Raw genomic sequence first — 26113 nt, 5'->3', positions numbered from 1 at the left:
CTTACTCTCTTTCAAACAACAATCTTTGACCTGCTTTAACTTCTTTTACTTTACCATTAGTATACACTAATTTTCCGTTAATAAAAGTATGAGTCACTCTCGATTTAAAGTTAACTCCTTCAAACGGAGACCAACCGCATTTATACAGTATATTTTCTTTTTTTACCACCCAAGGCAAGTGTGAATTTACAATTACCAAATCGGCGTAATATCCTTCTTTGATAAATCCTCTTTTTTCAATTTTGAAAATCTTTGCCGGATTGTGGCACATTTTTTCTACAATCTTTTCAACCGAAATTTTTCCTTTTACATGTTTCTCAAACATTGCCACTAATGCATGTTGAACCAAAGGCCCTCCTGAAGGACAACTGGTATAAGGATTCATTTTTTCTTCTAATGTGTGAGGCGCATGATCGGTAGCAATCACATCAATTCTGTCATCCAACAAAGCTTCCCACAAAGCCTCTTTGTCTTCTTCCGTTTTAACTGCCGGATTCCATTTGATTAAGCTTCCTTTTGTTTCATAGTCTTTATCGGTAAACCAAAGGTGATGTACGCAAGCTTCCGCTGTAATTTGTTTTTCTTCCAAAGGAATTTTATTGGTAAACAAACTCATTTCTTTAGCGGTTGACAAGTGAAACACATGCAAACGAGCTCCGGTCTTTTTAGCCAATTCGATAGCTTTTGAAGACGAAATATAACAAGCTTCAGCACTACGAATTAACGGATGATATTTCATCGGAATTTCATCGCCATATTCAGCTTTGTAATGCTCTAAATTCGCTTTTATGGTTCCTTCATCTTCACAGTGAACGGCAATCAACATTTTGGTTGAAGAAAAAATCTTTTCTAAAACTTCTTGATTGTCTACCAACATATTTCCGGTTGAAGAACCTAAAAATAATTTGATTCCGGCTACATTTCTGGGATTGGTTTTTAAAACTTCTTCCAAATTATCATTGGTTCCTCCCATCATAAAAGAATAGTTGGCATACGAAGTTTCTGCAGCAATTTGATATTTCTGCTCTAAAAGTTCTTGTGTAACTGCATTAGGAACCGTATTAGGTTGCTCAATAAAAGAGGTAATTCCTCCTGCAACAGCTGCTCTACTTTCGCTAGCGATATTTCCTTTGTGCGTTAAACCCGGTTCTCTAAAATGCACCTGATCGTCAATAACCCCCGGAATCAAATAGTTCCCTTCGGCATCTACGATGATACATTCAGAAGATTTTGGACTAATTTTCTCAGCAATTTCTTTAATAATATCATTCTCTACTAAAATATCGCCTTCAAAGATTTGTCCTTCATTTACAATTTTAGCATTCTTGATTAAATAAGTGCTCATTATATAGTATTCAGTAATTTTTTAATTCTTAATAATATCACGCCAAAAATAGCTTCTCGAATAATAGATCCGCTCATTTTGGATTGTCCTTTAGTCCGATCGGTAAAAATAATCGGCACTTCAACTAATTTAAATCCTTTTACAAAGGCTCTGTATTTCATTTCAATTTGAAACGCGTAACCAATAAATTTTATTTTATCTAGTCCGATATTTTCCAAAGCATTTTTGCGATAGCAAATAAAACCTGCTGTTGCATCATGAATTTTCATTCCGGTAATAATACGAACATATACTGATGCAAAATAGGAAAGCAACACTCTCGACAACGGCCAATTCACCACATTAACTCCGGTAGAATAGCGAGATCCTATAGCTACATCTGCTCCTTTTTCACAAGCTTCTAACAAACGAGGTAAATCATTAGGATTATGTGAAAAATCGGCATCCATTTCAAAAATATACTCGTAATTATGGTTTAAAGCCCATTTAAATCCATGAACGTAAGCGGTTCCTAAACCTGATTTTTTTTGCCTGACTTCAACAAAAACTCTATCTACAAACTCTTGTTTGATTTCAAGTACTTTTTGTGCCGTTCCATCGGGCGAGTTGTCATCCACTATCAAAACATGAAAAAGATTACCCAGAGACATTACTGCTCTGATAATATTTTCTATATTTTCAATTTCGTTATATGTTGGAATAACGACTAACCCTTTTGGCATTCTGTTAAAATTTGGATACAAAAATACGCTATTTCCCGACTTTATCTCTTAATTATTTTATAATAATAACACTGAAGGTATTTTTTGTAATTTTGCGCTATGCATGAAATTTTCTTTACGGAAAGACTTATCGGATTAAGTGATTGGGCAACTATAGTATTCTTAGTCGCATTTATTGCTATTGCAATCAACCGAAATGTTTTTAGTCCTCGATTTAATGAATTTGTTCGATTAGGCGTTTCAGATAAATATACAAAAATTTACAAAGAATCTGCCAATATAAGAAGCGGTTTTACAGTTTCGTTATTTTTTGTACAAATGATTTCTCTTTCTTTTTTTGTTTTACTCTTGCTTTCTCAATTTTACCATAAAGACAAACATGATGGTATTTTATACATTCAAATTTTTACCTTTTTGACTGTCTTCATTTTATCGAAATATTTAATTGAAAAAATCATTGCCACTTCGTTTAAAATCGAAGAATTTGCGGAACAATTCAACTTGTTAAAAGTTTCCTACAGAACATATATAGGTCTTTTACTCCTTCCGGTAAATATAATTTTATTTTACAATCCTATTGACAGCAGCATTACCTATAGTATTCTGTTACTTTTAGTTATCATTTTTTCGGCTGCAACGTATTTAATTACACTGAGAGCATATCAAAGTTTAGTATCACGTAAAATATTCTATTTTATTTTATATCTTTGCACCTTTGAAATAGCCCCTTACTATTTCATGTATTATTGGATTACAAAAAATTGAACATCTTATGTCAAATTTGAAAGTGAAAACAATTTTGGTTTCACAACCAGAGCCTAAAGTTGAGAATTCTCCTTATTTTGAACTTCAAAACAAGCTAAAAGTTAAAGTAGACTTCAGACCTTTTATTCATGTAGAAGGCGTAAGCGCAAAAGAAGTTAGGGCTCAAAAAATTGACTTGAGTAAATTTACGGCTATTATTTTAACCAGCCGAAATGCTGTAGATCACTTTTTTAGAGTTGCCGAAGAAATGCGCTTTAAAGTGCCTGAAGATTTGAAGTATTTCTGTCAATCTGAAGCAGTTGCTTTTTACTTACAACGTTATGTAGTTTATAGAAAAAGGAAAATCTATGTGGGTCAGAAAGAATTTACTGATCTCGCACCATTAATTAAGAAATATAAAGACGAAAAGTTTTTATTACCAAACACCGATCAGTTAAATACTGATGTCCCGCAAACTTTAAACGGTTTAAAAGTGGATTGGACACAAGGTATTTTCTATCGCACGGTAATGAGTGATTTATCGGATCTAAAAGACGTTTATTATGACGTTTTAGCATTCTTTAGCCCAACAGGAATTAAATCACTTTTCAAAAACTTTCCTGATTTTAAACAAAATAATACACGCATTGCCGTATTTGGAGTATCCACTCAAAAAGAAGCCCTAGACAATGGCTTAAGAGTTGACATTATGGCTCCAACACCAGAAAACCCATCTATGACAGGCGCTTTGGAAAAATATATCTTAGAAGTAAACAAAGGAAAATAATTTCCTTCCACAGTTAACAAAATAAAAAAGGGTTTCCAAATGGAAACCCTTTTTCAAATCTACTTTTAATTAACCCAATTGCGGACCAGCGACCACAAGTGATTTACCTTCTTCATTATCTGTATATTGTGCAAAGTTCTTAACAAATTTAGTTGCTAAATCCGTTGCTTTTTTTTCCCATTCAGCAGCATCAGAATATGTATTTCTCGGATCCAAAATAGAGGAATTAACATCTTCTAACATTTTCGGAACTTCAAAATTAAAAATAGGAACAATATGGCTTTCTGCTTTTTCAATAGAACCATCTAAAATACGGTCAATAATTGCGCGAGTATCTTTTATAGATATACGTTTACCCGTTCCATTCCAACCTGTATTTACCATGTAAGCAGTTGCATTGTGTTCCTCCATTTTTTTCACTAACTCTTCTCCATATTTTGTTGGATGCAAGCTCAAAAATGCCTTTCCAAAACAAGCCGAAAATGTGGGTTCCGGTTGTGTTACACCTCTTTCTGTTCCGGCTAATTTAGCCGTAAATCCAGATAAGAAATAATATTTTGTTTGTTCCGGTGTTAATTTTGAAACCGGAGGCATTACTCCAAAAGCATCTGCTGTTAAGAAAATTACTTTAGTAGCATGCCCAGCCTTCGAAACCGGTTTTACTATATTTTCAATAAACTCAATAGGATATGAAACTCGGGTATTTTCAGTAACAGAACCGTCTGTAAAATCTATTACACCATTAGCATCAACGGTAACATTTTCTAACAATGCATCTTTTCTGATGGCATTGAAAATATCCGGCTCATTTTCTTTACTTAAATTGATGGTTTTAGCATAACATCCCCCTTCAAAATTAAAAACACCATCATTATCCCATCCGTGTTCGTCGTCTCCAATTAATTCACGTTTAGGATCGGTTGACAACGTTGTTTTTCCCGTACCTGATAATCCAAAAAATACTGCCACATCACCATCTTTACCTTTATTAGCCGAACAGTGCATGGAAGCAATTCCTTGAAGCGGCAAATAATAGTTCATCATAGAAAACATTCCTTTTTTCATTTCTCCGCCATACCAAGTTCCTCCGATTAACTGCATTTTTTCAGTCAAGTTAAAAGCAACAAACACTTCTGAATTTAAACCATATTTATCATATTCTTTAAAAGAAGCTTTTGATGCATTAACCACTACAAAATCAGGCTCGCCAAAATTTTCTAATTCCTCTTTTGTAGGCCTAATAAACATATTCGTCACAAAATGTGCCTGCCAAGCCACTTCCATAATGAAGCGAACTTTTAATCTTGAATTTTCATTAGCACCGCAAAAAGCATCTACAACATATAATTTCTTACCCGAAAGCTGTTGAGCAGATACTTCTTTTAAAGCATTCCAAGCGTCCTGAGAAAGCGGTTTGTTATCGTTTACAGCTTTTTCAGAGGTCCACCAGATTGTATTTTCAGTTACCTCATCTTTTACAATGTATTTATCTTTAGGCGAACGTCCTGTGAATTCCCCCGTCATAACGTTAACTGCTCCTAACTCTGTTAACTGTCCTTTTTCATACCCTTTTAATTGGCTATCCAATTCGGCATTGTATAAATAATCATACGATGGATTGTAAACAATTTCCTCTACGTCTTTTATCCCGTAATTTTCTAACGAAATCGTTTTCGTTAATTGTGTGTACTGCTCCATAAAATTAGTGTTATGTTGTTTTATTTAAAGTTGCAAAAGTAAGAATTATATTTTTAACCCAATCTTAATTGGTGTTTTTTAACAGCACTGCATAAAGAAGATATGCCCAGGAAGCTATCATAAACAATCCTCCGATAGGTGTTATAGGTCCTAGTATTTTTGATTTTATTCCTGTAATTAATGAAGTCGATAATAAATAAATAGATCCTGAAAATAATACAACTCCTATAGCAGCCAAATAGAAAATCACCATTTTATCTTTTATTGCAATTATCTGTAATTGGCTAACTACTAATAAAAAAAGGGCATGATACATTTGATATCGAACACCTGTTTCAAAAGAGATCAATTGTTCAGGGCTTAAAATTTTTTTTAGACCATGAGCTCCAAAAGCTCCCAATATAATTGCTAAAAGTCCAATTGCACCAGCAAAAGCAAGGATTTTCTTTTCCATAAATTGAATTTTAGACAAATGTATTAAAATAAAATTTGTTAAATAATGATATTCATCAGGAATTTAACTTTAAAAAATATAACAATTTAGTATATTCGTGTTATATTTTTATACAAACCAACCATGAAAAACATTTTAGTTATTGGTGCAGGGCGTTCAGCATCCTCACTTATACGATACCTACTAAACAAATCTGAGTCGGGCAATTTCTCTGTTACAATTGCTGATTTATCGGAAGAATTAGCCTTAAAAAAAACAGGAGGACATCCAAATGCCAGAGCTATTGCTTTTGACATATTCAATGAGAAACAACGCCAAGAAGAAATTGCAAAAGCTGACATTGTGGTTTCCATGCTTCCTGCTCACTTGCATTTAGAGGCTGCTAAAGACTGCCTTACCTTCGGCAAAAACATGGTAACTGCGTCGTATGTAAGTCCGGGTATGCAAGAATTAGACAAGGACGTAAAAGCTAAAGGTTTGGTTTTTATGAACGAAATAGGCCTTGATCCCGGAATTGATCACATGAGTGCAATGAAAGTAATCCATGAAATCACAGCACAAGGCGGAAAAATGCTTCTTTTTGAATCTTTTTGCGGTGGTTTAGTTGCTCCTGAAAGTGATAATAACTTATGGAATTACAAGTTCACATGGAATCCCAGAAATGTGGTTTTAGCAGGTCAGGGCGGAGCAGCAAAATTCATTCAGGAAGGAACTTATAAATACATTCCGTATAACAAGTTATTCAGAAGAACTGAGTTTTTAGAAATTGAAGACTTTGGACGATTTGAAGTATATGCTAATCGTGATTCTTTAAAATACAGAAGCGTTTATGGTTTAGACGATGCTTTGACTGTTTATCGCGGAACCATCAGAAGAGTAGGCTATTCAAGAGCTTGGGATATTTTGGTACAACTAGGTATGACTGATGATTCTTATATTATGGAAAATTCGGAAAACATGTCGTATAGAGAGTTTACCAATTCTTTTTTACCCTATCATCCAACAGATACTGTAGAGATCAAATTGCGTCATGCGCAAAAAATTGATCAGGACGACATTATTTGGGATAAATTGTTAGAACTTGACCTATTCAATCCTAACAAAAAAGTGGGATTAAAAGAAGCTACTCCTGCTCAGATTTTAGAAAAAATACTTTCTGAAAAATGGAGTTTAAAAGCAGAAGATAAAGATATGATCGTTATGTATCATAAGCTGGGCTATGAAGTAAACGGCGAGAAAAAACAAATTGATGCTACGATGGTTTGCATTGGTGATGACCAAACGTACACTGCCATGGCAAAAACTGTAGGTTTACCGGTTGCTATTGCTACTTTAAAAATTTTAAACGGAGAAATCAAAACGCCCGGAGTACAAATCCCTATTCACAAAGAAGTTTACGAACCTATCTTAAAGGAACTTGAAGAATATGGTGTTATTTTCAAAGAAACCGAGGTTCCTTATTTGGGCTACAATCCGCTAAATGTAGGGAGCTAATCAAACTTATTCAAAATAAACAAAATCCTGTTTTTTTAACACAAAGCAGGATTTTTTATTTTATATTTATACCAAATATCAAAAATAAACTTAAAAATGTAACTTATGAAGATAAATCAGTTACAAATTGAAATTGACGATTTGATATTAAGAGGAGAATGTCCAGTGGACATTCGGTAACTATCTACAGTTTTTTTAATTATAATTTAATCCTTATGAAGATAAATCAATTACAAATTGAAATTGACGGAATCGACAAAGAAATTCTACGCGATTTAATGGAAGATGCGCGCAAACCCATTCTCCAAATTGCCAACAAAATAGGAATTTCAGGAGCTGCCATTCACCAACGCTTGCGAAAACTGGAACAATCGGGCGTTATCTCAGGCTCTAAATTTGTGGTCGATACCAAAGTTTTAGGCTACAGTACTATGGCATTTGTAGGCGTTTATTTGGAAAGAGCTTCCAGTAATTCAGAAGCTGTTAGAGAACTTCGTAAAATACCAGAAGTGTTAGAATGCCATTTCACCACCGGAAACTGGAGTATTTTGATCAAAATTATTTGTAAAGACAACGAACATTTAATGCAATTGCTGAATAAAAAAATACAGTCGATTGACGGAGTTTCCCGAACAGAAACTTTTATTTCACTGGAGCAACAAATTGATCGACAAATTCAACTGTAAAACAATTCAGTCTTAAAAAGAGAATATTTCCATAAGAAATATATTTCTCTATTTATATTTGAAACCCAAATGTATTCCAAATGAAGCAAACATTTCTTTTCTTATTCTTTTCGTTAACTCTTTTCGCTCAAGAATTTAAAACCGATTATTTTGTTTACCATCAACAAATAAACAAAGCAGAAGAGTTTCTATATGGAAAGAATAACCTTGACAGTTGTTTTTATTATTACAATAAAACTTTTAAGGAATTTGATTTCATTTTTGCAAAAGATCTCATCAATGCTGCACAATTGGCAAAAGTGAATAAATTACCCTACCAAACCTATATTGAACAAGGCTTTGCGCAGGGATTGAAACCGGAACATTTAGAAGCTTTCCCCATTTTTAAAGACGTTTTAAATCAACTAAAAAAAGATAAAAATCTACAAGAAAAATATGTTGAGGGTCGAAAAAAATATTTAAAACGAATTGATTTTGACTATTTAGACAAAATATATGACTTAGCTATCTTCGAAAGAAAATATCAAGAGCTCGACAAAAGTGAATGCAAAAGTAAACTTTCTAGTAATTTTCAAAACCTGGTAACTTGGATTGAAAAGGAGGGATTTCCGGGCGAAAAATTATTAGGTATTAAAGATTCAACTATTTTTAGAGAAATCAAAAGCATGAAAAACGACTTGGTTTCTAGAAGTCGAAAAATCATTCCAAAATCGAAAGACTACAAAGTAATCCAAGAAAGTGACCTTTGCCAAAACACGATTGAAACGTTTCTTTATAATTTAGATTATTGCTTTTTTAAAAACCTGAACACTAAATTTTTATTGAAAGAAATACGAAAAGGAAACCTCCATCCGCATCAAATTGCCCTTTTAAATGACTTTGCTTTTTACAATGTCTCTTACAATGTCTCTTACAACGGACTGAACTCTTGCGGAGGTTCATTACCTTATGCGCTGTTTACCAATTTTATAAACTCCACCGCGACTTTTAACATGGAGCAAGCCAATCAGTCGCGAAAGATTTTTTACATGAACCCTTACGAAACCGACTATAAGAAAAAGGAATATGAAAAAAAATATCAATTGAATTTATCTTCCGGTAATTTCTTCTTCCGATAAAAGCCTAAAAAAATCCAAACTCAATATGAATTTGGATTTTTATTTTATAAGCAATATTTACTTTTAGTCTCTTCTGCCAAAAACCTGCAATGCCCAATATAATAAAGAAGCTACAGCACCGATCGCTGCTACTAAATAGGTTCTGGCAGCCCATTTTAATGAATCTTCTGCTCCTTCATATTCTTGTTGCGAAAGCATATTTTTATTCTTCAACCAAGCTAATGCTCTGTTGCTGGCATCATATTCCACCGGCAAGGTAATTAACGAAAAAGCCGTTGCTATTGCCATTAACACTAATCCTATAACTGCCACAATATAACCTATTGATAAACCTTTGCTGGCAATTCCTAAAATCAAACCTCCTATTACCAACCATTGTGATAATGAAGACGAAATTTGTACCACAGGAACCAACTTAGAACGCAATCCTAACCATTGATAAGCCGTAGCATGTTGCACAGCATGTCCGCATTCGTGAGCCGCAACAGCAGCCGCAGCCGCATTTCTTTGGTTATAAACCGCTTCACTTAAATTTACCGTTTTATCAGCCGGATTGTAGTGATCGGTTAAACGTCCGGGAGTAGAAATTACTTTTACATCATAAATCCCGTTATCATGCAACATTTTTTGGGCAATTTCAGCTCCGCTCATTCCGTTACGCAAATGTACTTTGGAATAATATTCAAACTTACTTTGCAAACGATTGCTGACCAACCAACTTACTAAAGCTATTCCTCCAATCAGTATATAATATCCTAACATAATAATTTCTTTTTCTTTTTAGCTATCAAATTTTAAACCAAACTATACAAATGTCAGTTTGACAGTTTTTGTATTTATCTATTATACGTAATTTTTGAAAAAAGTTACATTCAAAAATGCAAAAAGCACGTATTAAACGTGCTTTTTAACTGTTTTTAACTTATAACTAACTTCTCAGGATGCCTGCTTCAACTCTTTTACTTTTTTCATTTCATTAAAAAGTTCTCTTCTCAATTTTTGTTCGCGTTCAATGCTTGATCTTCTAAACGCTTCATATTCATCTTCCAAATTACTCAAGATCGATTTAGAACTTTTAGTAACTTCATTGGCTCTTACAAATTTTAGAGCAAAGAATCCGATAACTAATAGACTGGTAAAGAACAATCCCCAAAGCATTGTAATATATGCGTATTTATTGATTGCCATTCCCAAAAAATTAATCGTATGTTTTTCATTTTTCAACTGAATGTTTTCTGTTTGTAAACTTTGTAAACTTTCGTCTAAAGCTGAGATCTGATTCATTTTTCCTTCCAATTCTTTCTGAAAATTAACTCGGGCTTGATTTGATATATTCAAAAAAGATTCCAGTTCATTTTTAAAGCTAAACATCGTTTGCTTATCCACTACTTTATAATTTTTGTAGTTTAAAGAATTGTTAAGCAAATGCTCCACTTGGTTTTCCAACTTAGTCTGAGCTTGTTTTTGGTCAGCAAAAACACTTTCCTTTTCAGACGATAACACAACATTTGGCACAAACACCAAAACAGTAAACAAAATTAATACGAAACTAATTTTTTTCATAGAACAGCGATTTGGGGGGTTAGTAAAATAGTAAGTTTAAAAAACTTGCTTTTGATCTATAAATCAAATTACCCTCCTAATATATAAATTTTTTTTTAAACTGCCATATTATTTTTGCGTAAAATAAAGATTTATAACATATTACGCTTTATTCTTGAAGAAACAAACAAATTATCTTACAGTTTTTACCGAATTAAATAAAAATCATAGATTTTTTCAAAAATGCATCACTCAAAACAACAAAGCAAAGATGTTTTTTCTAAGACGAAAAGAATAACTAGATTTTATATCTATAACACGTTGTTTAAAAACTCCATCTGTTAATCCTGTCAGGAAACAAAAAGCCTCAATTGTTTTGCAAAACAATTGAGGCTTTTTAAAGATAATATCTATTAAAAACAAATATTATCCAACGATATTAATAATTTTACCCGGAACGATAATTACTTTATTTGGTGTTCTTCCTTGTAATTGTGCTTGCGTTCTTTCGTCGGCCATAATGATTTCTTCAATTTGTGCTGCCGTTAAATCCAAAGGCAATTCTACTTTAAAACGCATTTTTCCGTTGAAAGAAACCGGATATTCTTTAGCACTTTCTACCAAATAACTCGCTTCAAACTTCGGATAGGCAACTGTAGAAATTCCTTTATAATCTTTTGGCAAATCTTCATTGTTAACTTCTTTACCAAAAGTTAACCACATCCATAAACTTTCTGAAATATGCGGTGCATAAGGCGAAATTAAAACCGCTAAAGGTTCTAAAATAGCACGGTGATGGCATTTTTGTTGCGCCAATTCGTTAACACAAATCATAAACTGAGAAACCGAGGTGTTGAATGAGAAATTCTCGATGTCTTCCGTTGCTTTTTTGATGGTTTTATGCAACGATTTGTACATGTCTTTTGTTGGCTCTTCGTCTGTAACGTTTAAACCGTTGTCGTCAAAATACAAACGCCATAATTTTTTTAAGAAACCATACACTCCGGTAATACCAGCGGTGTTCCAAGGTTTTGCTTGTTCTAATGGTCCTAAGAACATTTCATACAAACGCAAGGTATCTGCACCGTATTCTTCACAAATATCATCCGGATTGACTACGTTGTATTTTGATTTCGACATTTTTTCGACTTCGCGACCTACAATGTATTTCCCATTTTCTAAAATAAATTCTGCATTTGCATAATCCTTATATAAAGGATGTGTTTTGAATTTTTCAATATCTAATTCATTCGTAATATCATTGATACATGACAAATCAACATGAATTGGGTTTATTTCTTTACGAATTCTATCAATTTCAAAGTAATCATATTCTTCTGTAATAAAATTTCTTAAAAGTATTCTTTCTTTAATTATTTCTTTAATTATTTCATCATCAAATGTTACTTTTTTAGCTATAACTTGTCCATCGTCTGTTTTTAAATCTATAATATTTCCATATGAAATAAAAATATCATTAACTACAAACTCTTTGTTTTTTTCAACATAGCCTACATATTTTAAACCTTCTCCAAAATCTTTAAATAGTTTTATTGTGTAAGTAAAAAATATTCTATAAACAAAAGCACTCATTCCCAAAATCATCCCTTGATTGATCAGTTTTTTAAACGGCTCTTCTGTTGGTGCAAAACCTCTGTCTTTTAAAAATTTATTCCAAAAACGAGAATACAATAAATGTCCGGTGGCGTGTTCGCTACCACCAATATATAAGTCTACATTTTCCCAATAGTTCAAAGCTGCTTCGCTGGCAAATTCGTTCTCGTTGTGCGCATCCATGTAACGCATCCAATACCAAGAACTTCCTGCCCAACCCGGCATGGTATTCAATTCTAACGGGAAAACTTTCACGTTATCTATCAACTGAGAACTAACCACTGAACACTGTTCAACATCCCAAGCCCAATCGGTTGCGTTTCCTAATGGCGGCTGACCGTCTTCTGTTGGCAAGTATTTTTCGACTTCCGGTAAACGAATCGGTAAATATTTCGCCTCAATCATTTTAGGCAAACCATTTACATAATACACCGGAAACGGTTCACCCCAATAACGCTGACGTGAGAAAACCGCATCGCGCAAACGGTAGTTTACTTTTGCCTTTCCGGCACCGATATTTTCTAAAGCTTCAATCGCTTTTTTTGTTCCTTCTTTATACCCTAAACCGTTTAAGAAATCAGAATTGACCAATTCAAAACCTTCTTTGGCAGCAAAAGCCGTTTCTGAAATATCTTGATTGAAAATATTTTTGATTTCCGGCATGCCATTCATTCCTCTAAAGAAATTAGCAAACGCATAATCGCGTTCGTCACCGCAAGGAACTGCCATAACCGCTCCGGTTCCGTAACCTGCTAACACATAATCGCCAATCCAAATCGGAATCGGTTCTTTGGTAATCGGATGTTCTGCATACGCTCCGGTAAACACACCCGAAATGGTTTTTACATCGGCCATACGCTCTCTTTCTGAACGTTTTGCAGTAGCTTCAATATACGCTTCCACTGCTTCTTTTTGTTCCGAAGTGGTAATTTGAGCCACCAATTCGTGTTCCGGTGCCAAAGTCATAAACGTAACACCGAAAATGGTATCAGGTCTTGTTGTGAAAACTTCAACTTGATGAGATTTCTCGACTCCGCTCGAAATGACATTAAATTTTACGCTTGCACCAACTGATTTTCCGATCCAATTGCGTTGGCTTTCTTTTAAACTTTCAGTCCAATCGATGGTTTCTAAACCTTGCAACAAACGTTCGGCATACGCTGAAATTCGCATAGACCATTGTGTCATTTTTTTACGAATAACAGGATGACCACCACGTTCTGAAACGCCGTTTACGATTTCGTCATTGGCTAAAACCGTTCCTAAAGCCGGACACCAGTTTACTTCGGTTTCCGCTAAATAGGTTAATCTATATTGTAATAAAATTTGTTCTTTTTCATCGGCTGTAAAAGCATTCCATTCTGTTGCAGAAAAAGGCGCAATGCCATCAGCACAAACCGCATCTACAACAGTATTTCCGTTTTGTTCAAATTCCTGAACTAAAGTTGCAATGCTTTCTGCTTTATTGGATTTGTTGTTGTACCAAGATTCGAACAACTGAATAAAAATCCATTGTGTCCATTTGTAATATTCCGGATTGGAAGTACGTACTTCTCTATCCCAATCAAATGAAAAACCGATTTTATCTAACTGCTCGCGGTAGCGCGCAATATTTTCTTTGGTTGTTTTTTCCGGATGTTGTCCGGTTTGAATTGCATATTGTTCAGCCGGTAATCCAAACGAATCATATCCTTGCGGGTGCAAAACATTAAACCCTTGATGACGTTTGTAACGCGCCACAATATCAGACGCAATGTATCCCAGCGGATGCCCTACGTGCAAACCGGCTCCCGAAGGATAAGGAAACATGTCTAATACATAATATTTAGGTTTATCGGAATCATTAGAGGCAGCAAATGTTTTGTGTTCTGCCCAATACTTTTGCCACTTGGCTTCGATTTCGTTGTGGAAATATTTCATTCAGCTATAATTATCAGTTTACAGTCTCAGTTTACAGTTTCAGAGATTGTTATCGTTAAATTACTGATAACAGCGACTGCAACTGCCAACTATTTTAAAGCTGCAAATTTACATTTTATAATACGAAAGTTAAAACTTTGTTGTTATATTCTATATATACCAAAATTCTTTTTTACTTTTACCGCATAATTTAACGGAAACTATGGCTTCATCTTTTGAAAATTATCAAAAAAGACGTTTAATATCCTCTTATTTTTCTGTAATTCTGAGTATTTTTCTAGTGCTTTTTTTACTAGGATCTTTAGGGCTTTTTGTGATTAATTCTAAAAAAATAACGAATGATTTTAAAGAAAATATCCCGATGACTGTTTTCTTTAAAAATGAAGCTAATGATAGTATTCTGAATGTTTTTGATGCGGAATTGAAGAATTCGCGTTTCATTAAAGAATATGCTTTTGTGCAAAAAGACAGCGCTGCAAAAAACAACGTAGATATTGTAGGTAAGGATTTTATGGAGTTTTTAGGATTTAATCCGTTGCAAAACTCTTTTGATATTAACTTAAAAGGCGATTATGTAGTTGCTGATAGCATTAAAAAAATTGAAACTAATTTCAAGAAAAACGAATATGTTTCGGAAATCATTTACGACAAACAATTGGTTGATTTGGTTAACGATAACATCAAAAAAATTAGTTTTTACATGTTAATCATCAGCGGATTTTTAGCCGTGATTGCTATGTTGTTAATCAACAGTTCGTTGCGTTTGTCTATTTATTCACACCGCTTTACGATTAAAACCATGCAGATGGTAGGCGCTACTAAAGCATTTATTCGCAAACCGTTTATTTGGCGCGGCATCAAACTGGGCTTAGTCGGTTCTATTTTAGCGATTATTGCTTTATATGCCGGCGTGATGTATATTGATAAATATTTCCCAAGTTTACATATTGCAAAAGATTATACTTCACTGGGAATTGTTTTTGGCGGTGTCCTTTTAATAGGAATTGTGATTACTTCTATCAGTACATTTTTTGCCACTCAACGTTTCTTGAACTTAAGAACAGACGATTTATATTAGTCTTAAATTGAATTTTTATGAAAGATAACACACCTAACGAAGAATTTTTATTTGGTAAAACCAATTACGTTGTGCTATTAATAGGATTAGCTGTTATTGGTCTTGGCTTTTTATTAATGAGCGGTGGCGGAAGTGACGATCCTAATGTTTTTAGCGAAGAAATCTTCAACTTCAGAAGAATTCGATTGGCTCCGACTGTGGTTTTAGCCGGTTTTGGAGTTGTTATTTATTCTATTTTTAAAAAAGATAAAAGTAGTAAATAGTGAATAGTAATTAGTTTTTCTTATACTCTGATTACTCTTTACTAATCACTAATCAATAACACATGAATACCTTACAAGCCATTATTTTAGCTATTATTGAAGGAATTACTGAATTTTTACCGGTTTCTTCTACCGGACACATGATTGTAGCTTCTTCTTTTTTTGGCATTGCCCACGATGATTTCACTAAATTATTTACCATTGTTATTCAATTGGGAACTATTTTATCGGTGGTGGTTTTATATTTCAAACGCTTTTTTCAAAGTTTAGATTTCTATTACAAATTATTTGTTGCTTTTATTCCGGCTGTTATTTTCGGATTGTTGTTGGGCGACTTTATCGACAGTTTGTTGGAAAACCCTATAACCGTTGCCATTTCGTTAATCATTGGCGGATTCATTTTACTAAAAGTAGACGATTGGTTTGGTCACGATGAAGGAACGGAAATCTCCTATTTAACCGCATTAAAAATCGGGTTGTTCCAATGTTTAGCTATGATTCCGGGTGTGTCGAGAAGTGGCGCAAGTATTGTTGGCGGAATGACGCAAAAACTATCGCGTACTACGGCTGCCGAGTTTTCATTCTTCTTGGCTATTCCAACCATGTTAGGCGCAACCGTAAAAAAATCATACGATTATTATAAAGCCGGATTTGAACTAACGCAAGACCAAACTTATTTACTGATTATCGGAAATGTAGTCGGTTTTGTTGTGGCCATGATCGCGATCAAATCATTTATCGGTTTTTTACAAAAGCACGGTTTTAAATTGTTTGGGTATTACCGAATTATTGCCGGAGCTATTATTTTATTGATTCATTTCTTTGTTAAACCGTTAATCATTATCTAATGCAAGCCGAAGACTTTACGGAAGGAAAAGTACTTTTGATTGACAAACCGCTGACTTGGAGTTCGTTTCAGGCTGTGAACAAATTGAAATATGTTTTAAAACGAAAATTCAATTTGTCGAAACGCTTTAAAATCGGTCACGCCGGAACTTTAGATCCGTTAGCAACCGGTTTATTGATTATTTGCACCGGAAAGTTTACCAAGAAAATCAATGAAATTCAGACTCAGGAAAAAGAATACACCGGAACGATTCTTTTGGGAGCTACCACGCCTTCTTACGATTTAGAAACGGAAGTGGACCAAACCTTTCCAACCGAACACATTACCGAAGCTGTATTGCAAGAAACTTTACAGCAATTTATCGGTGAAATTTTTCAGAAACCACCTGTTTTTTCGGCTATTAAAAAAGACGGGAAACGTTTGTACGAACACGCCCGAGCTGGTGAAGAAATTGAAATTGAAGCCCGAAAAACTACGATTTACGAATTTGAATTGACTCGTATTGCTTTGCCGGAAGTGGATTTCAGAGTAAAATGCAGCAAAGGAACCTATATTCGTTCGCTAGCGTATGACTATGGGAAAGCATTGCAATCCGGCGGACATTTAACGGCATTACGACGCACTAAAATCGGCGAATACAGTATTGAAGACGCTATTTCTCCTGAAGATTTTGAAAAAATAATTAACGGTGAAAATTAATTCTTTCCTTTTACTGTTTTTCTTCAGTTTTGTGAGCTTTTCGCAGCACAAAATCGAATTGCAAAACGGCGATTTCATTTTCCAATCGATGCATTGCGGTCCGCTTTGTGACGCTATTAATCAAGTTACGGAAGGTTATCACGGAATTGATTTTAACCACATGGGAATGGTTGTTATTCAAGACCAAAAAATCTATGTTTTAGAAGCTTCGGGTGCAGCCGTTAAACTTACGCCTTACGAAACATTTGTCACTTATACCGATTTACCGATGTATGTCGGCCGATTAAAGAAACGCTACCAAAAATTAATTCCGGAAGCGATTGCTTTTGGTTTACAACAAATTGGAATTCCTTATGACGATGAATATTTGTATGACAATGGCAAATATTATTGTTCAGAACTTATTTATGATTGTTTTTTACAAGCCAATAAAAAACCGTTGTTTACTTTATTTCCAATGACATTTAAAGCTCCGGGATCAAACACGTATTTTGATGTTTGGGAAGCGTATTATCAAAAACTCAATGTCGAAATTCCCGAAGGAAGACCCGGTTGCAATCCCGGCGGGATTTCTACTTCCAAAAAGATTAAGATTTTAGGCATCCTATAAAAAGAAAACCGAAACACATAAAGCATTCCGGTTTTAAAAACAGTAGTAATTTAATCCTATTTCACTAAGATTTCTTGCTCAACCAAAGCTAAAAGCTCTCTTTGTGTCGTTTCGCCTTTGTCTTTTAAATACCATTTTTGGAGTTCAATTTTAATAGGTTCATCCACTACTCCATGTTCTGCCTTATAATCGGCAATCATTTTACGAGCCGGCTCAGGACGTGGTCCCCAACTTCCTATTACTTTGTCGGTTTCATTATCAATTATAACCACTTTAGGAATTGATTTGCTACCATTGGTCAAAAACAAATCCATTAATTCTTCATTCTCATCGCGCAAAACAATCTTCAAATCGATTGTGTTAGCTGCATCAGCCATTTTAGCCAGAATCGGAAGGATTTGAGCCGCATCACCACACCAGCCTTCTGCTAAAACCAACCACGTAAAGTTTTTCGGCAAAGCATTAAGCTGGTCTGACACCTCCGGTAAAACCGTTACTGTTTTATCCAAACGGTGCATGCGGGTTTCATTCAATTTGGTATATTCTAACAAAGCATCATCACTTTGTGCATCTCCAGTTTCTCCTTTTTCAAGCAAAGCTGTAATGTGTTCTCTATATTGAGTGTAGCTAAAGCTATGTTCTAAAGCATTTTTAACAATATTTTCCATCTTTCATTTATTTTGGTATCAAATTTAATTCTATTTTTGGATACTCTTTGTTAGTTTGGTTACAAATGGACTTAAAAAGTAAAACTATAGGTATTACACTTTCCGGTGGCGGTTCTAAAGGAATTGCGCATGCGGGCGCTTTGCAATTTTTGGAAGAAAATGGCATTAAGCCCAAAGCAATGTCAGGAACCAGTGCCGGAGCCATCATTGCTGCCATGTATGCTTTTGGAAAAACACCTAAAGAGATTTTAGCTTTTTTTCAATCCATTTACTTATTTCATTGGAAACATTTTACATTAAAAAAAGCAGGAATTATTGATTCCGAATCTTTCCAAATGTATTTCAATGCTATTTTTGGCGATGCTAAAATCGGTGATCTTCCTATTCCCACAAAAATTACGGCAACTGATTTAGTAAGAGGAAAACTGAAGATTTTTAGTGACGATACCAAAATTACGGATGCTGTTTTAGCCTCGGCTTCCTTTCCCGGTGTTTTATCTCCTTACAAAATAAATGGAAAACTGTATAGCGACGGCGGAATATTAAATCACTTTCCTACTGATTTGTTACAAGGTGACTGCGATAGTATTATTGGTATTTATGTTAGTCCGATTCATAATATTGAGGAAAAAGAACTCAATTCGATTAAATCTGTAACCACAAGGGCTTTCGAATTGCTTTCCGGTCACGCGAATTACCAAAAATTCACTTTGTGCGATTGGGTTATTGAACCTAAAGAATTGGCTAATTTTGGCACTTTTGAAACCAGTAAAAGTAAAATGAGCGAAATATTTACTATTGGATACCAAGAAGCTAAAAAGTCCTTTGAAGAATTAAATACCAATACTTGATTTTTGTTCTGAAAAATAGACCTTATGCTTATTTCTTAACATTTTTTGAGGATTTTGTAATTTTGCTTAAGTTTGCAGCATTAAAGGAACAACACAATGAAATATAAAAGGATTCTTCTGAAACTGAGTGGAGAAGCTCTTATGGGCGACAGACAGTATGGTATTGACCCCAAGCGTTTAGCAGAATATGCTAAGGAAATTAAAACAATTCACGACAAAGGAGTTGAAATTGCTATAGTAATAGGAGGAGGAAATATTTTTAGAGGTGTTGCCGGAGCGAGCAACGGTATGGATCGCGTACAAGGCGACTATATGGGAATGTTAGCAACCGTTATCAACGGAATGGCTTTGCAAGGGGCTTTAGAAGAAGCCGGAATGCAGACTCGTTTGCAAACGGCTCTAAAAATTGAAGCGATTGCAGAACCGTATATCAAAAGAAAAGCAACTCGTCATTTAGAAAAAGGACGTATTGTAATTTTTGGTGCCGGTACAGGAAATCCATATTTCACAACGGATACTGCTGCTGTTTTGAGAGGAATTGAAATTGGAGCAGATGTTATTTTAAAAGGAACTCGTGTTGATGGTGTGTATACTGCCGATCCTGAAAAAGACAGTTCAGCTGTTAAATTTGATTTTATTTCATTTGACGATGTACTTGCCAAAGGATTAAACGTAATGGATACTACTGCCTTTACATTGAGTCAGGAAAATAAATTACCCATTATTGTTTTTGACATGAACAACTTTGGTAATCTATTAAAAGTTTGCGAAGGAGAAATCATCGGTACAACCGTAACTATATAATTTTATAATTGTTAAAACAAGCTATAAAAATAAGTCATGACTGAAGAAATTAACTTAATTATAGACGCTGCAAAAGAATCAATGGATAATTCTATTGCACACTTAGAAAAAGAATTTTTAAACATTAGAGCCGGTAAAGCGTCACCTGCTATGTTAGGTGGTGTTTTTGTGGATTACTATGGTTCACAAACGCCATTATCTCAAGTTGCCAACATCGGTGCACCTGATGCAAGAACATTAACGGTAACGCCGTGGGAAAAGAACATGATTCAACCTATCGAAAAAGCAATTATGATTGCTAATCTAGGATTAAACCCGATGAACAACGGGGAAAGCATCATCATCAACATTCCTGCGTTAACAGAAGAAAGACGTAAAGACTTGGTAAAACAAGCTAAATCAGAAGCGGAAGATGCAAAAATTGGCATCCGTAATGCTCGTAAAGATGCTAATACAGATATCAAAAAAGAAGAAAAAGAAGGAACATCAGAAGACATTTGTAAAAAAGCAGAAGAAGATGTTCAAAAATTAACTGATGGTTACATTAAAAGAATCGATGATTTATTGGTACACAAAGAAGCCGAAATCATGAAAGTATAAATTTTAAGTCCCGATTAATAGTCGGGACTTATTTTTTTATCACCTATAGATAGATTCCTCTTTTCTTCACAAATAAGTATTTTTCTTCTTGTGTAAACCTAATTTCTTACCTTTTCCTAAAATTATCATTTTTTATTAAATTCTTCTAAAATAGCACTTCATTTCAATTAAGTTTTGGCTGGAAAATCTCGTTTCCCTATTTTATATAACGAAAGCTGGCTAAAATTCGTGCTAAAGTTTCTTTTGTAACACCTAACTAAAGTTTACTTATCGATTTTGATTTTATATAAACCATAATTTGTAGCAAAGTTCTACATGAAAAATATTTTGCTACACTTTTTGTAGCATTTTTATATTTCAATTTCATTTTGCTACATCTAGTGTAGCCTTTTAAAATGTAAAAATATTTTGCTACAACCTTTGTTGAACGTTAACAAAATATACATGTATTCTCAACCTTTTAAAAAAAACGAATTGTACCGTCTCAAAAATTTCAGTATTACACAATTTTTAACTCCTTTTATTACAATAAAAACAAAACCGTAAAACATTTTCTGTTAAAATCATTTTTTCTAAAAAAAACAAAAAAAATCTTTTCTTACTATTGTACAAAATAGTTACATTTAGCACATTGTAAAAAACATTTGTACCTAATGCAGCTAAAAAAACTATTAACCACAACTCTTCTTACAGTATCGTGCGTTACAGTACTGTCTGCCCAAGACATTCTCTGGGAAAAATCTTATGGCGGCAAACATGCCGAATATCTTTACGAAGCCATTCCCACGCCTGATTACGGTTTTATTCTGGCGGGAAGTTCCGTTTCCGGAAAGAACGGAAATAAGGAGGAACTGAACAAGGGCGATCTGGATTACTGGATTTGGAAAATGGACGAACACGGCAACTTAGACTGGCAAAAAAGTTTTGGAGGCAATCAAACGGATCTCTTGCAAAGCATTGCTTTGACTAATGACGGCGGGTTTATTCTGGGCGGAACTTCTGCTTCGGACAAGGGTTCGGATAAAACCGAAGCTTGCAAAGGGCAGGAAGACTTTTGGGTGGTCAAGCTCAATGCTAAGGGACAGGAGCTTTGGCAAAGGACCATCGGCGGCAGCGGTATGGAAAAGCTTTTAAGCATAGCCCCAACCCGTGATGGCGGTTATATTCTGGGCGGAAGTTCTTCTTCGGATCAACTGAAAAGTACGACAGGGGTTTTGGATCCTTTCGGAAAATCGGAAAACTCGAAAGGGAATCTGGATTTCTGGGTGGTGAAACTGGATAAAAACGGAACCATCGCATGGCAAAAAACCATTGGTGGGCGCTATATGGATGAGTTGCGAAGCATCCATGAGATCCAATCGGGCGGATATATTTTGGGTGGATACAGTAATTCGCCTGTTTCAGGCAATAAAACGGAAGAAAATCCGGGACTGGGCGACTACTGGGTCGTGCAGCTGGATGAGCAGGGCGAAATAGCCTGGCAAAAGGTATATGGCGGGGAACAGGACGACAATTTAACGGTGCTGATCCCCACGCAGGACGGCGGTTATCTGCTGGGCGGCAGCTCTAATTCTGAACCGGGACATGTAAAGACTAAAAGCAATGGCAGCGGAACGGATTTCTGGGTGGTGAAACTGGATGAAACGGGCGGTATTGTTTGGCAACAAACCTATAACTACGGAAAAAAAGACATTCTGACTTCTTTGATCGAAAATCCGGACGGCAGCTTTTTAATCGGAGGTTATGCCCAATCGGAGGTTGAAAAAAGTGGCAGTAATCCTTTGGTTTCCCCAAAAGACAAGGAAGGCATTAACGATTACATTGCTTTAAAGATCAAAGCTGACGGTGAGGAATTGTGGAGCAAAACCGTGGGCAGCAAAGGCGATGAAGTGCTGAAAAAAGTATTGGAAACCCGTGACGGCGGTTATCTGCTTTGCGGAACGTCTAACGGAAGTGTTTCGAGAGACAAAAAAACAGCCAAAGGCGGTAATGATTTCTGGGTGGTGAAGCTTAAAGACAAGGATAAGGAAGAACAGGAACGCATCAGTCTGGAGGCTGTGCCTAACCCGACGGAGTATTTTACCAATGTGATCGTGAGTTTTGAGTACACTAAAGGAACGGCTACATTATACGATTTGAGCGGAAGAACCATACGCTCGGCTTCTATTAACGGGGAAAAGACGATCCCTATGGAATTAACTAACCTGCCTACAGGGATTTATGTGATCGAAATTAAAACCGATACTCAAACCGGGGGTGTTAAAGTGATTAAGAAATAAAATGAATGTAATGAAAAAAGAAATATTATTATCAATTAGTTTGTTGTTCATAAATGTAATATTGGGGCAGACTAATAGTAACACTCCAGATATTTTTCCAGCATCACCCGATGTAACTAAAATTCAAAAATATGGAGAAATTCCGGTTTCTAATTATACAGGAACTGCTCAAATTAATATTCCAATATTTACAATAAATGAAGATGATTTTAATTTACCCATTACCTTAAATTATGATGGAAGTGGAATTAAAGTTGAAGAAGAATCTAGCAGAGTTGGATTGGGCTGGAGTTTGGGATTACAAGGTGTTATTTCAAGAGAAGTAATGGGAAGAGATGATTTTGATAATTTTGGTACTGTAACTTCCTGTTATGTGAATGCAGAGGATAATTCCGGTAACCCTATTCCTGATTTTATAGGTCTTGCCATTCCAGGAAGAGAGGTAACACCAGGTTTACATACTAGAATGATGCCTACGGATTATGTTTTAGATAATTATGTAGAAGGACCAAATATTGATGCAACAAATGATTTTGAACCAGATATTTTCTATTATAACTTACCAGGTTACTCGGGTAAATTCACTTTAAAAAGAAATGGAACAGCTGTTTTACAACATTTAGAACACAACTTAAAGATTGAGTTAATTGATTCTAATGATGTCATTACTAAAAAATGGAAAATAACTACTCCAAACGGAACTCAGTTCTTTTTTGATATTAATGAACATGGATTTTCTGATACCGGTTACTCATATCAAAATGGTGCTCACCCTTATTCAACAGCTTGGTATTTAACAAAAGTTATAACAAATAAAGACAATATAATTACCTTAAATTATACCGATAGTTATTTAAATCCGGATTTTCCAGTTTCATATTGTGGAAGCCCATTTGCATTGTCAACATTTTACAAAAGGTTATCTACTGAGCAAAGTGATGGAGCGGCATTATCTGATAATAGTTACAGACCTTTTAATTATTTTTCTAAAGTTTTAATTACTTCAATTGATTTTCCAAAGGGTAGAGTTGAGTTTGAATATGATAACAGAATAGATTTTGTGAACGATGTTAGAATTAAAGATATAACCATAAAAAATAATCTTTCTCAAAAGATCAAAAGTTATTCTCTTATTCACGATTATTTTAATGCAAATTTTACAGGAGGAACTATTGGTTATTTTTCTAATGTGGTAAATTTTACAAATGACGCTTTAAATAAAAGATTAAAATTAATAGAAGTACAGGAAAAAGATAAAGATGATAATATGGTAATGAATCAAACTTTTGAATATTTTGATTCGCTTTTACCTCCTAAAAATAGCACAGCTAAAGATCATTGGGGATTTTTTAACGGAGTTACTTCAAATATCAGTAACACCATACCTGATATGACTTTCTCATGTCCTATCTATACAAGTACTAATCAATATGCTAATTATATTAACTCTAATACAGAATATACAAGACATAACATTGGGGCTAACAGAGAAGTAAATACGTTATATGCTAATGCTTTTTTACTAAAAAAAATTACGTATCCCACTAAGGGGAGTACAGAATTTGAGTACGAATCAAACACTTATGATCCTACTAGTTCATTTACAGAAGATTCTAATGCAAGTAAAATTTCTATTTTTCAAAACAACAATATTAATGGAAATAAATTTAATTACTGTGGAGGGGTTCGTATAAAAAAAATCACAAATAGTGATAATAATGGAAATATTTATACAAAAAAATTTACATATCATTATACTGAAGACAGAAATAATGATGGTATTTTAGAGAGTTATTCCTACGGAAAACTACTTTCTCGTCCTAGATATTTTGGACATACTGATTTTAATCCTAGTATAGCTGTATATTCTGTTGCAAGTACAATAATTTTAAAAGATAATCCTTCTTATGAAAATGAATTTATTGGATATGATAAAGTTATAGTATATGATGAGAATGGTAACAATGTAAGTAAAGGTAAAAGTATTTACAGTTATAAAAACAGGCCTCCTTATGTCCCTAAATATTATATAGATATAGGTTTTGCTTATAGTGATCAGGGGATAACAAATGATCCAAATAATATTTATGTTCAATATTCCGCTAAAAGACTAGTTCTCATGTTTAATTCGATTTGTTTGATAAATGGGAGTTCTTATTTAGTTAGAAATTATAGTTTTGACTATAAACCTGACGGAGTAAAAGACAGAGTTTATAGCGGAAATGGATCTTTATTAGAAGAGGCAATTTATAAATCTGAATCATCAAACTTTATACTACAAAATCTTAAATCGTACGAATATAATAATACTTCGCTAACAGATGTTAAGATTTGGGGTGTTAAGTTATATCGACCTTTAAAAAGTTATAGTAACGAATCTCAATTGGATTGGGATCTGAATTATATTGGTCCAGCTCCTTTACAATATAATATAGGCACTCCCCCTTATGCTATGGCTTATAATAATATAGTTAATATTACATATCAGTCGATGTTATCTTCCTATATACCGGGACCTAGTGTGGTTAAGGAAAAAAAATATTTTGATACTGGAATTGTAGAAACTACAACGAACTTTTTTTATAACAATTATAAAAATCTAGCTTCAGAAAGAAAAACAACTTCAACAGGCGATATTCTTGAAACCAATTACTATTATGCTCAAGATGCATCTATGTCTGCTGAACCTAATGTAACCGCACTAATAAATAGAAATATGGTTGACCTTCCGTTGAAAGTAGAAAGAAATAAAATTATTAATGGAACAACTGAAAAAATTGATTCACAAATTACTAAGTATGGTAGTTTTCCATCATCTATTTCCGGTCAAAGTTTGTTATTGCCACAATATATTTATGCTGGTAAAGGTACCATGACTGAAAACAAAATAACCTATAACAATTATGATGCATTTGGAAATATATTACAATACACCCCCGAAAGTGGAATATCTACTACAGTAATCTGGGGATATAATAAAACCCAACCCATAGCCAAGATAGAAAATGCTACTTACAATCAAGTGCAGCCATACGAATCTAATTTGCAAACATTATCTAACGGAACAGATGAGAATGCTTTACTCACTGCTTTGAATAGTTTAAGAACGGCTTTACCCAATGCCATGATAACCACTTATACCTATAAACCATTGGTGGGAGTCAGTACCATTACCGATTCTAAAGGTAATAAGATAACTTATGAATATGATAGTTTTAACAGGCTACAATATGTCAAGGACAAAGACGGCAATATCCTAAGCGAGAATGAATATCATTATAAAAACTAAA

At 34.3% G+C, this 26113-nt stretch carries 23 protein-coding genes; 15 read left to right on the top strand and 8 right to left on the bottom strand.

Translation table 11 applies throughout. The features are described from left to right. Position 1: 1 nt before the first annotated feature. Positions 2-1345, bottom strand: a complete 1344-nt coding sequence (locus tag ACUSJC_RS06760) for a dihydroorotase (RefSeq protein ID WP_449268798.1) — start codon at positions 1343-1345, stop codon at positions 2-4. After that, positions 1345-2067, bottom strand: coding sequence for a polyprenol monophosphomannose synthase (locus tag ACUSJC_RS06755; protein WP_449268797.1), 723 nt, complete (start codon positions 2065-2067; stop codon positions 1345-1347). The genes ACUSJC_RS06760 and ACUSJC_RS06755 overlap by 1 nt, the downstream gene beginning before the upstream one ends. Positions 2068-2166: 99 nt before the next feature. On the opposite strand from ACUSJC_RS06755, the gene ACUSJC_RS06750 reads away from it, so the two are divergent. Together ACUSJC_RS06750 and ACUSJC_RS06745 are read left to right on the top strand one after the other, a co-directional pair. Beyond that, entirely contained in the window at positions 2167-2832 is a 666-nt protein-coding gene (locus tag ACUSJC_RS06750) for a DUF4271 domain-containing protein (RefSeq protein WP_449268796.1), read from the top strand. Positions 2833-2848: 16 nt separating this feature from the next. Further along, entirely contained in the window at positions 2849-3598 is a 750-nt protein-coding gene (locus tag ACUSJC_RS06745) for a uroporphyrinogen-III synthase (protein ID WP_449268850.1), read from the top strand. Between the two features lie 69 nt (positions 3599-3667). Here ACUSJC_RS06745 and pckA read toward each other — a convergent pair whose 3' ends face one another. Next, on the bottom strand, positions 3668-5296 hold the full coding sequence (gene pckA / locus ACUSJC_RS06740; RefSeq protein ID WP_449268795.1) for a phosphoenolpyruvate carboxykinase (ATP): 1629 nt from the start codon (positions 5294-5296) through the stop codon (positions 3668-3670). A gap of 64 nt (positions 5297-5360) precedes the next feature. Beyond that, positions 5361-5750: a DUF423 domain-containing protein gene (locus ACUSJC_RS06735; protein WP_449268794.1), complete on the bottom strand. Its 390-nt coding sequence runs from the start codon at positions 5748-5750 to the stop codon at positions 5361-5363. A 123-nt stretch (positions 5751-5873) separates the two neighbouring features. Here ACUSJC_RS06735 and ACUSJC_RS06730 point away from each other — a divergent pair, with 123 nt between their 5' ends. The 3 genes from ACUSJC_RS06730 (at position 5874) to ACUSJC_RS06720 (ending at position 9048) form a co-directional block, all read left to right on the top strand. Then, the gene (locus ACUSJC_RS06730; RefSeq protein ID WP_449268793.1) at positions 5874-7244 is read left to right on the top strand and encodes a saccharopine dehydrogenase family protein; all 1371 of its coding nucleotides are present in this window, start codon (positions 5874-5876) and stop codon (positions 7242-7244) included. Positions 7245-7459: 215 nt separating this feature from the next. Further along, positions 7460-7930, top strand: coding sequence for an Lrp/AsnC family transcriptional regulator (locus tag ACUSJC_RS06725; protein ID WP_449268792.1), 471 nt, complete (start codon positions 7460-7462; stop codon positions 7928-7930). A gap of 80 nt (positions 7931-8010) precedes the next feature. Continuing rightward, positions 8011-9048, top strand: coding sequence for a hypothetical protein (locus ACUSJC_RS06720; protein WP_449268791.1), 1038 nt, complete (start codon positions 8011-8013; stop codon positions 9046-9048). A 63-nt stretch (positions 9049-9111) separates the two neighbouring features. Here ACUSJC_RS06720 and ACUSJC_RS06715 read toward each other — a convergent pair whose 3' ends face one another. The 3 genes from ACUSJC_RS06715 to ACUSJC_RS06705 form a co-directional block, all read right to left on the bottom strand. Further along, positions 9112-9810, bottom strand: a complete 699-nt coding sequence (locus ACUSJC_RS06715) for a zinc metallopeptidase (RefSeq protein WP_449268790.1) — start codon at positions 9808-9810, stop codon at positions 9112-9114. A 174-nt stretch (positions 9811-9984) separates the two neighbouring features. After that, positions 9985-10611 carry a hypothetical protein gene (locus tag ACUSJC_RS06710; RefSeq protein ID WP_449268789.1) on the bottom strand — a complete coding sequence of 209 codons (627 nt, stop codon included), beginning with the start codon at positions 10609-10611 and terminating at the stop codon, positions 9985-9987. Positions 10612-11016: 405 nt separating this feature from the next. Further along, a complete protein-coding gene (locus tag ACUSJC_RS06705; protein WP_449268788.1) occupies positions 11017-14124 on the bottom strand; it encodes a leucine--tRNA ligase in 3108 nt (1035 codons plus the stop codon). 202 nt (positions 14125-14326) lie between these two features. On the opposite strand from ACUSJC_RS06705, the gene ACUSJC_RS06700 reads away from it, so the two are divergent. The 5 genes from ACUSJC_RS06700 to ACUSJC_RS06680 all read left to right on the top strand — a co-directional run bounded on the left by ACUSJC_RS06700 (position 14327) and on the right by ACUSJC_RS06680 (position 17621). Then, on the top strand, positions 14327-15202 hold the full coding sequence (locus ACUSJC_RS06700) for a cell division protein FtsX (RefSeq protein WP_449268787.1): 876 nt from the start codon (positions 14327-14329) through the stop codon (positions 15200-15202). A gap of 17 nt (positions 15203-15219) precedes the next feature. After that, complete coding sequence (locus ACUSJC_RS06695; protein ID WP_449268786.1) at positions 15220-15465, top strand: DUF3098 domain-containing protein; 246 nt, start codon at positions 15220-15222, stop codon at positions 15463-15465. A 62-nt stretch (positions 15466-15527) separates the two neighbouring features. Beyond that, positions 15528-16313 (top strand): undecaprenyl-diphosphate phosphatase, encoded by a 786-nt coding sequence (locus ACUSJC_RS06690; protein WP_449268785.1) that lies wholly within the window; start codon positions 15528-15530, stop codon positions 16311-16313. Beyond that, complete coding sequence (gene truB, locus ACUSJC_RS06685) at positions 16313-17011, top strand: tRNA pseudouridine(55) synthase TruB (RefSeq protein ID WP_449268784.1); 699 nt, start codon at positions 16313-16315, stop codon at positions 17009-17011. The genes ACUSJC_RS06690 and truB overlap by 1 nt, the downstream gene beginning before the upstream one ends. Further along, complete coding sequence (locus ACUSJC_RS06680; protein WP_449268783.1) at positions 17001-17621, top strand: YiiX/YebB-like N1pC/P60 family cysteine hydrolase; 621 nt, start codon at positions 17001-17003, stop codon at positions 17619-17621. Before truB ends, ACUSJC_RS06680 begins: the two co-directional genes overlap by 11 nt. Positions 17622-17677: 56 nt before the next feature. Here ACUSJC_RS06680 and ACUSJC_RS06675 read toward each other — a convergent pair whose 3' ends face one another. Beyond that, a complete protein-coding gene (locus tag ACUSJC_RS06675; protein ID WP_449268782.1) occupies positions 17678-18289 on the bottom strand; it encodes a thioredoxin family protein in 612 nt (203 codons plus the stop codon). A gap of 65 nt (positions 18290-18354) precedes the next feature. Here ACUSJC_RS06675 and ACUSJC_RS06670 point away from each other — a divergent pair, with 65 nt between their 5' ends. From ACUSJC_RS06670 to ACUSJC_RS06650, 5 genes are all read left to right on the top strand, one after another. Further along, a complete protein-coding gene (locus tag ACUSJC_RS06670; RefSeq protein ID WP_449268781.1) occupies positions 18355-19140 on the top strand; it encodes a patatin-like phospholipase family protein in 786 nt (261 codons plus the stop codon). A 96-nt stretch (positions 19141-19236) separates the two neighbouring features. Then, positions 19237-19944: a UMP kinase gene (gene pyrH / locus ACUSJC_RS06665; protein WP_449268780.1), complete on the top strand. Its 708-nt coding sequence runs from the start codon at positions 19237-19239 to the stop codon at positions 19942-19944. 36 nt (positions 19945-19980) lie between these two features. Continuing rightward, entirely contained in the window at positions 19981-20544 is a 564-nt protein-coding gene (frr, locus tag ACUSJC_RS06660; RefSeq protein WP_449268779.1) for a ribosome recycling factor, read from the top strand. A gap of 653 nt (positions 20545-21197) precedes the next feature. Next, positions 21198-22823: a T9SS type A sorting domain-containing protein gene (locus ACUSJC_RS06655; protein WP_449268778.1), complete on the top strand. Its 1626-nt coding sequence runs from the start codon at positions 21198-21200 to the stop codon at positions 22821-22823. A gap of 10 nt (positions 22824-22833) precedes the next feature. Then, positions 22834-26112, top strand: a complete 3279-nt coding sequence (locus ACUSJC_RS06650; RefSeq protein WP_449268777.1) for a hypothetical protein — start codon at positions 22834-22836, stop codon at positions 26110-26112. The last annotated feature ends 1 nt before the right edge of the window (position 26113 follow it).

The organism is Flavobacterium sp. U410 (assembly GCF_053570605.1).
This window is presented reverse-complemented; position numbering and strand designations above follow the sequence as displayed.

Coding starts and splice junctions, on each gene's coding strand:
- ACUSJC_RS06760 (WP_449268798.1), bottom strand. CDS start 1,345: ATGAGCACTTATTTAATCAAGAATGCTAAAATTGTAAATGAAGGACAA.
- ACUSJC_RS06755 (WP_449268797.1), bottom strand. CDS start 2,067: ATGCCAAAAGGGTTAGTCGTTATTCCAACATATAACGAAATTGAAAAT.
- ACUSJC_RS06750 (WP_449268796.1), top strand. CDS start 2,167: ATGCATGAAATTTTCTTTACGGAAAGACTTATCGGATTAAGTGATTGG.
- pckA (WP_449268795.1), bottom strand. CDS start 5,296: ATGGAGCAGTACACACAATTAACGAAAACGATTTCGTTAGAAAATTAC.
- ACUSJC_RS06735 (WP_449268794.1), bottom strand. CDS start 5,750: ATGGAAAAGAAAATCCTTGCTTTTGCTGGTGCAATTGGACTTTTAGCA.
- ACUSJC_RS06730 (WP_449268793.1), top strand. CDS start 5,874: ATGAAAAACATTTTAGTTATTGGTGCAGGGCGTTCAGCATCCTCACTT.
- ACUSJC_RS06725 (WP_449268792.1), top strand. CDS start 7,460: ATGAAGATAAATCAATTACAAATTGAAATTGACGGAATCGACAAAGAA.
- ACUSJC_RS06720 (WP_449268791.1), top strand. CDS start 8,011: ATGAAGCAAACATTTCTTTTCTTATTCTTTTCGTTAACTCTTTTCGCT.
- ACUSJC_RS06715 (WP_449268790.1), bottom strand. CDS start 9,810: ATGTTAGGATATTATATACTGATTGGAGGAATAGCTTTAGTAAGTTGG.
- ACUSJC_RS06710 (WP_449268789.1), bottom strand. CDS start 10,611: ATGAAAAAAATTAGTTTCGTATTAATTTTGTTTACTGTTTTGGTGTTT.
- ACUSJC_RS06705 (WP_449268788.1), bottom strand. CDS start 14,124: ATGAAATATTTCCACAACGAAATCGAAGCCAAGTGGCAAAAGTATTGG.
- ACUSJC_RS06700 (WP_449268787.1), top strand. CDS start 14,327: ATGGCTTCATCTTTTGAAAATTATCAAAAAAGACGTTTAATATCCTCT.
- ACUSJC_RS06695 (WP_449268786.1), top strand. CDS start 15,220: ATGAAAGATAACACACCTAACGAAGAATTTTTATTTGGTAAAACCAAT.
- ACUSJC_RS06690 (WP_449268785.1), top strand. CDS start 15,528: ATGAATACCTTACAAGCCATTATTTTAGCTATTATTGAAGGAATTACT.
- truB (WP_449268784.1), top strand. CDS start 16,313: ATGCAAGCCGAAGACTTTACGGAAGGAAAAGTACTTTTGATTGACAAA.
- ACUSJC_RS06675 (WP_449268782.1), bottom strand. CDS start 18,289: ATGGAAAATATTGTTAAAAATGCTTTAGAACATAGCTTTAGCTACACT.
- ACUSJC_RS06670 (WP_449268781.1), top strand. CDS start 18,355: ATGGACTTAAAAAGTAAAACTATAGGTATTACACTTTCCGGTGGCGGT.
- pyrH (WP_449268780.1), top strand. CDS start 19,237: ATGAAATATAAAAGGATTCTTCTGAAACTGAGTGGAGAAGCTCTTATG.
- frr (WP_449268779.1), top strand. CDS start 19,981: ATGACTGAAGAAATTAACTTAATTATAGACGCTGCAAAAGAATCAATG.
- ACUSJC_RS06655 (WP_449268778.1), top strand. CDS start 21,198: ATGCAGCTAAAAAAACTATTAACCACAACTCTTCTTACAGTATCGTGC.
- ACUSJC_RS06650 (WP_449268777.1), top strand. CDS start 22,834: ATGAAAAAAGAAATATTATTATCAATTAGTTTGTTGTTCATAAATGTA.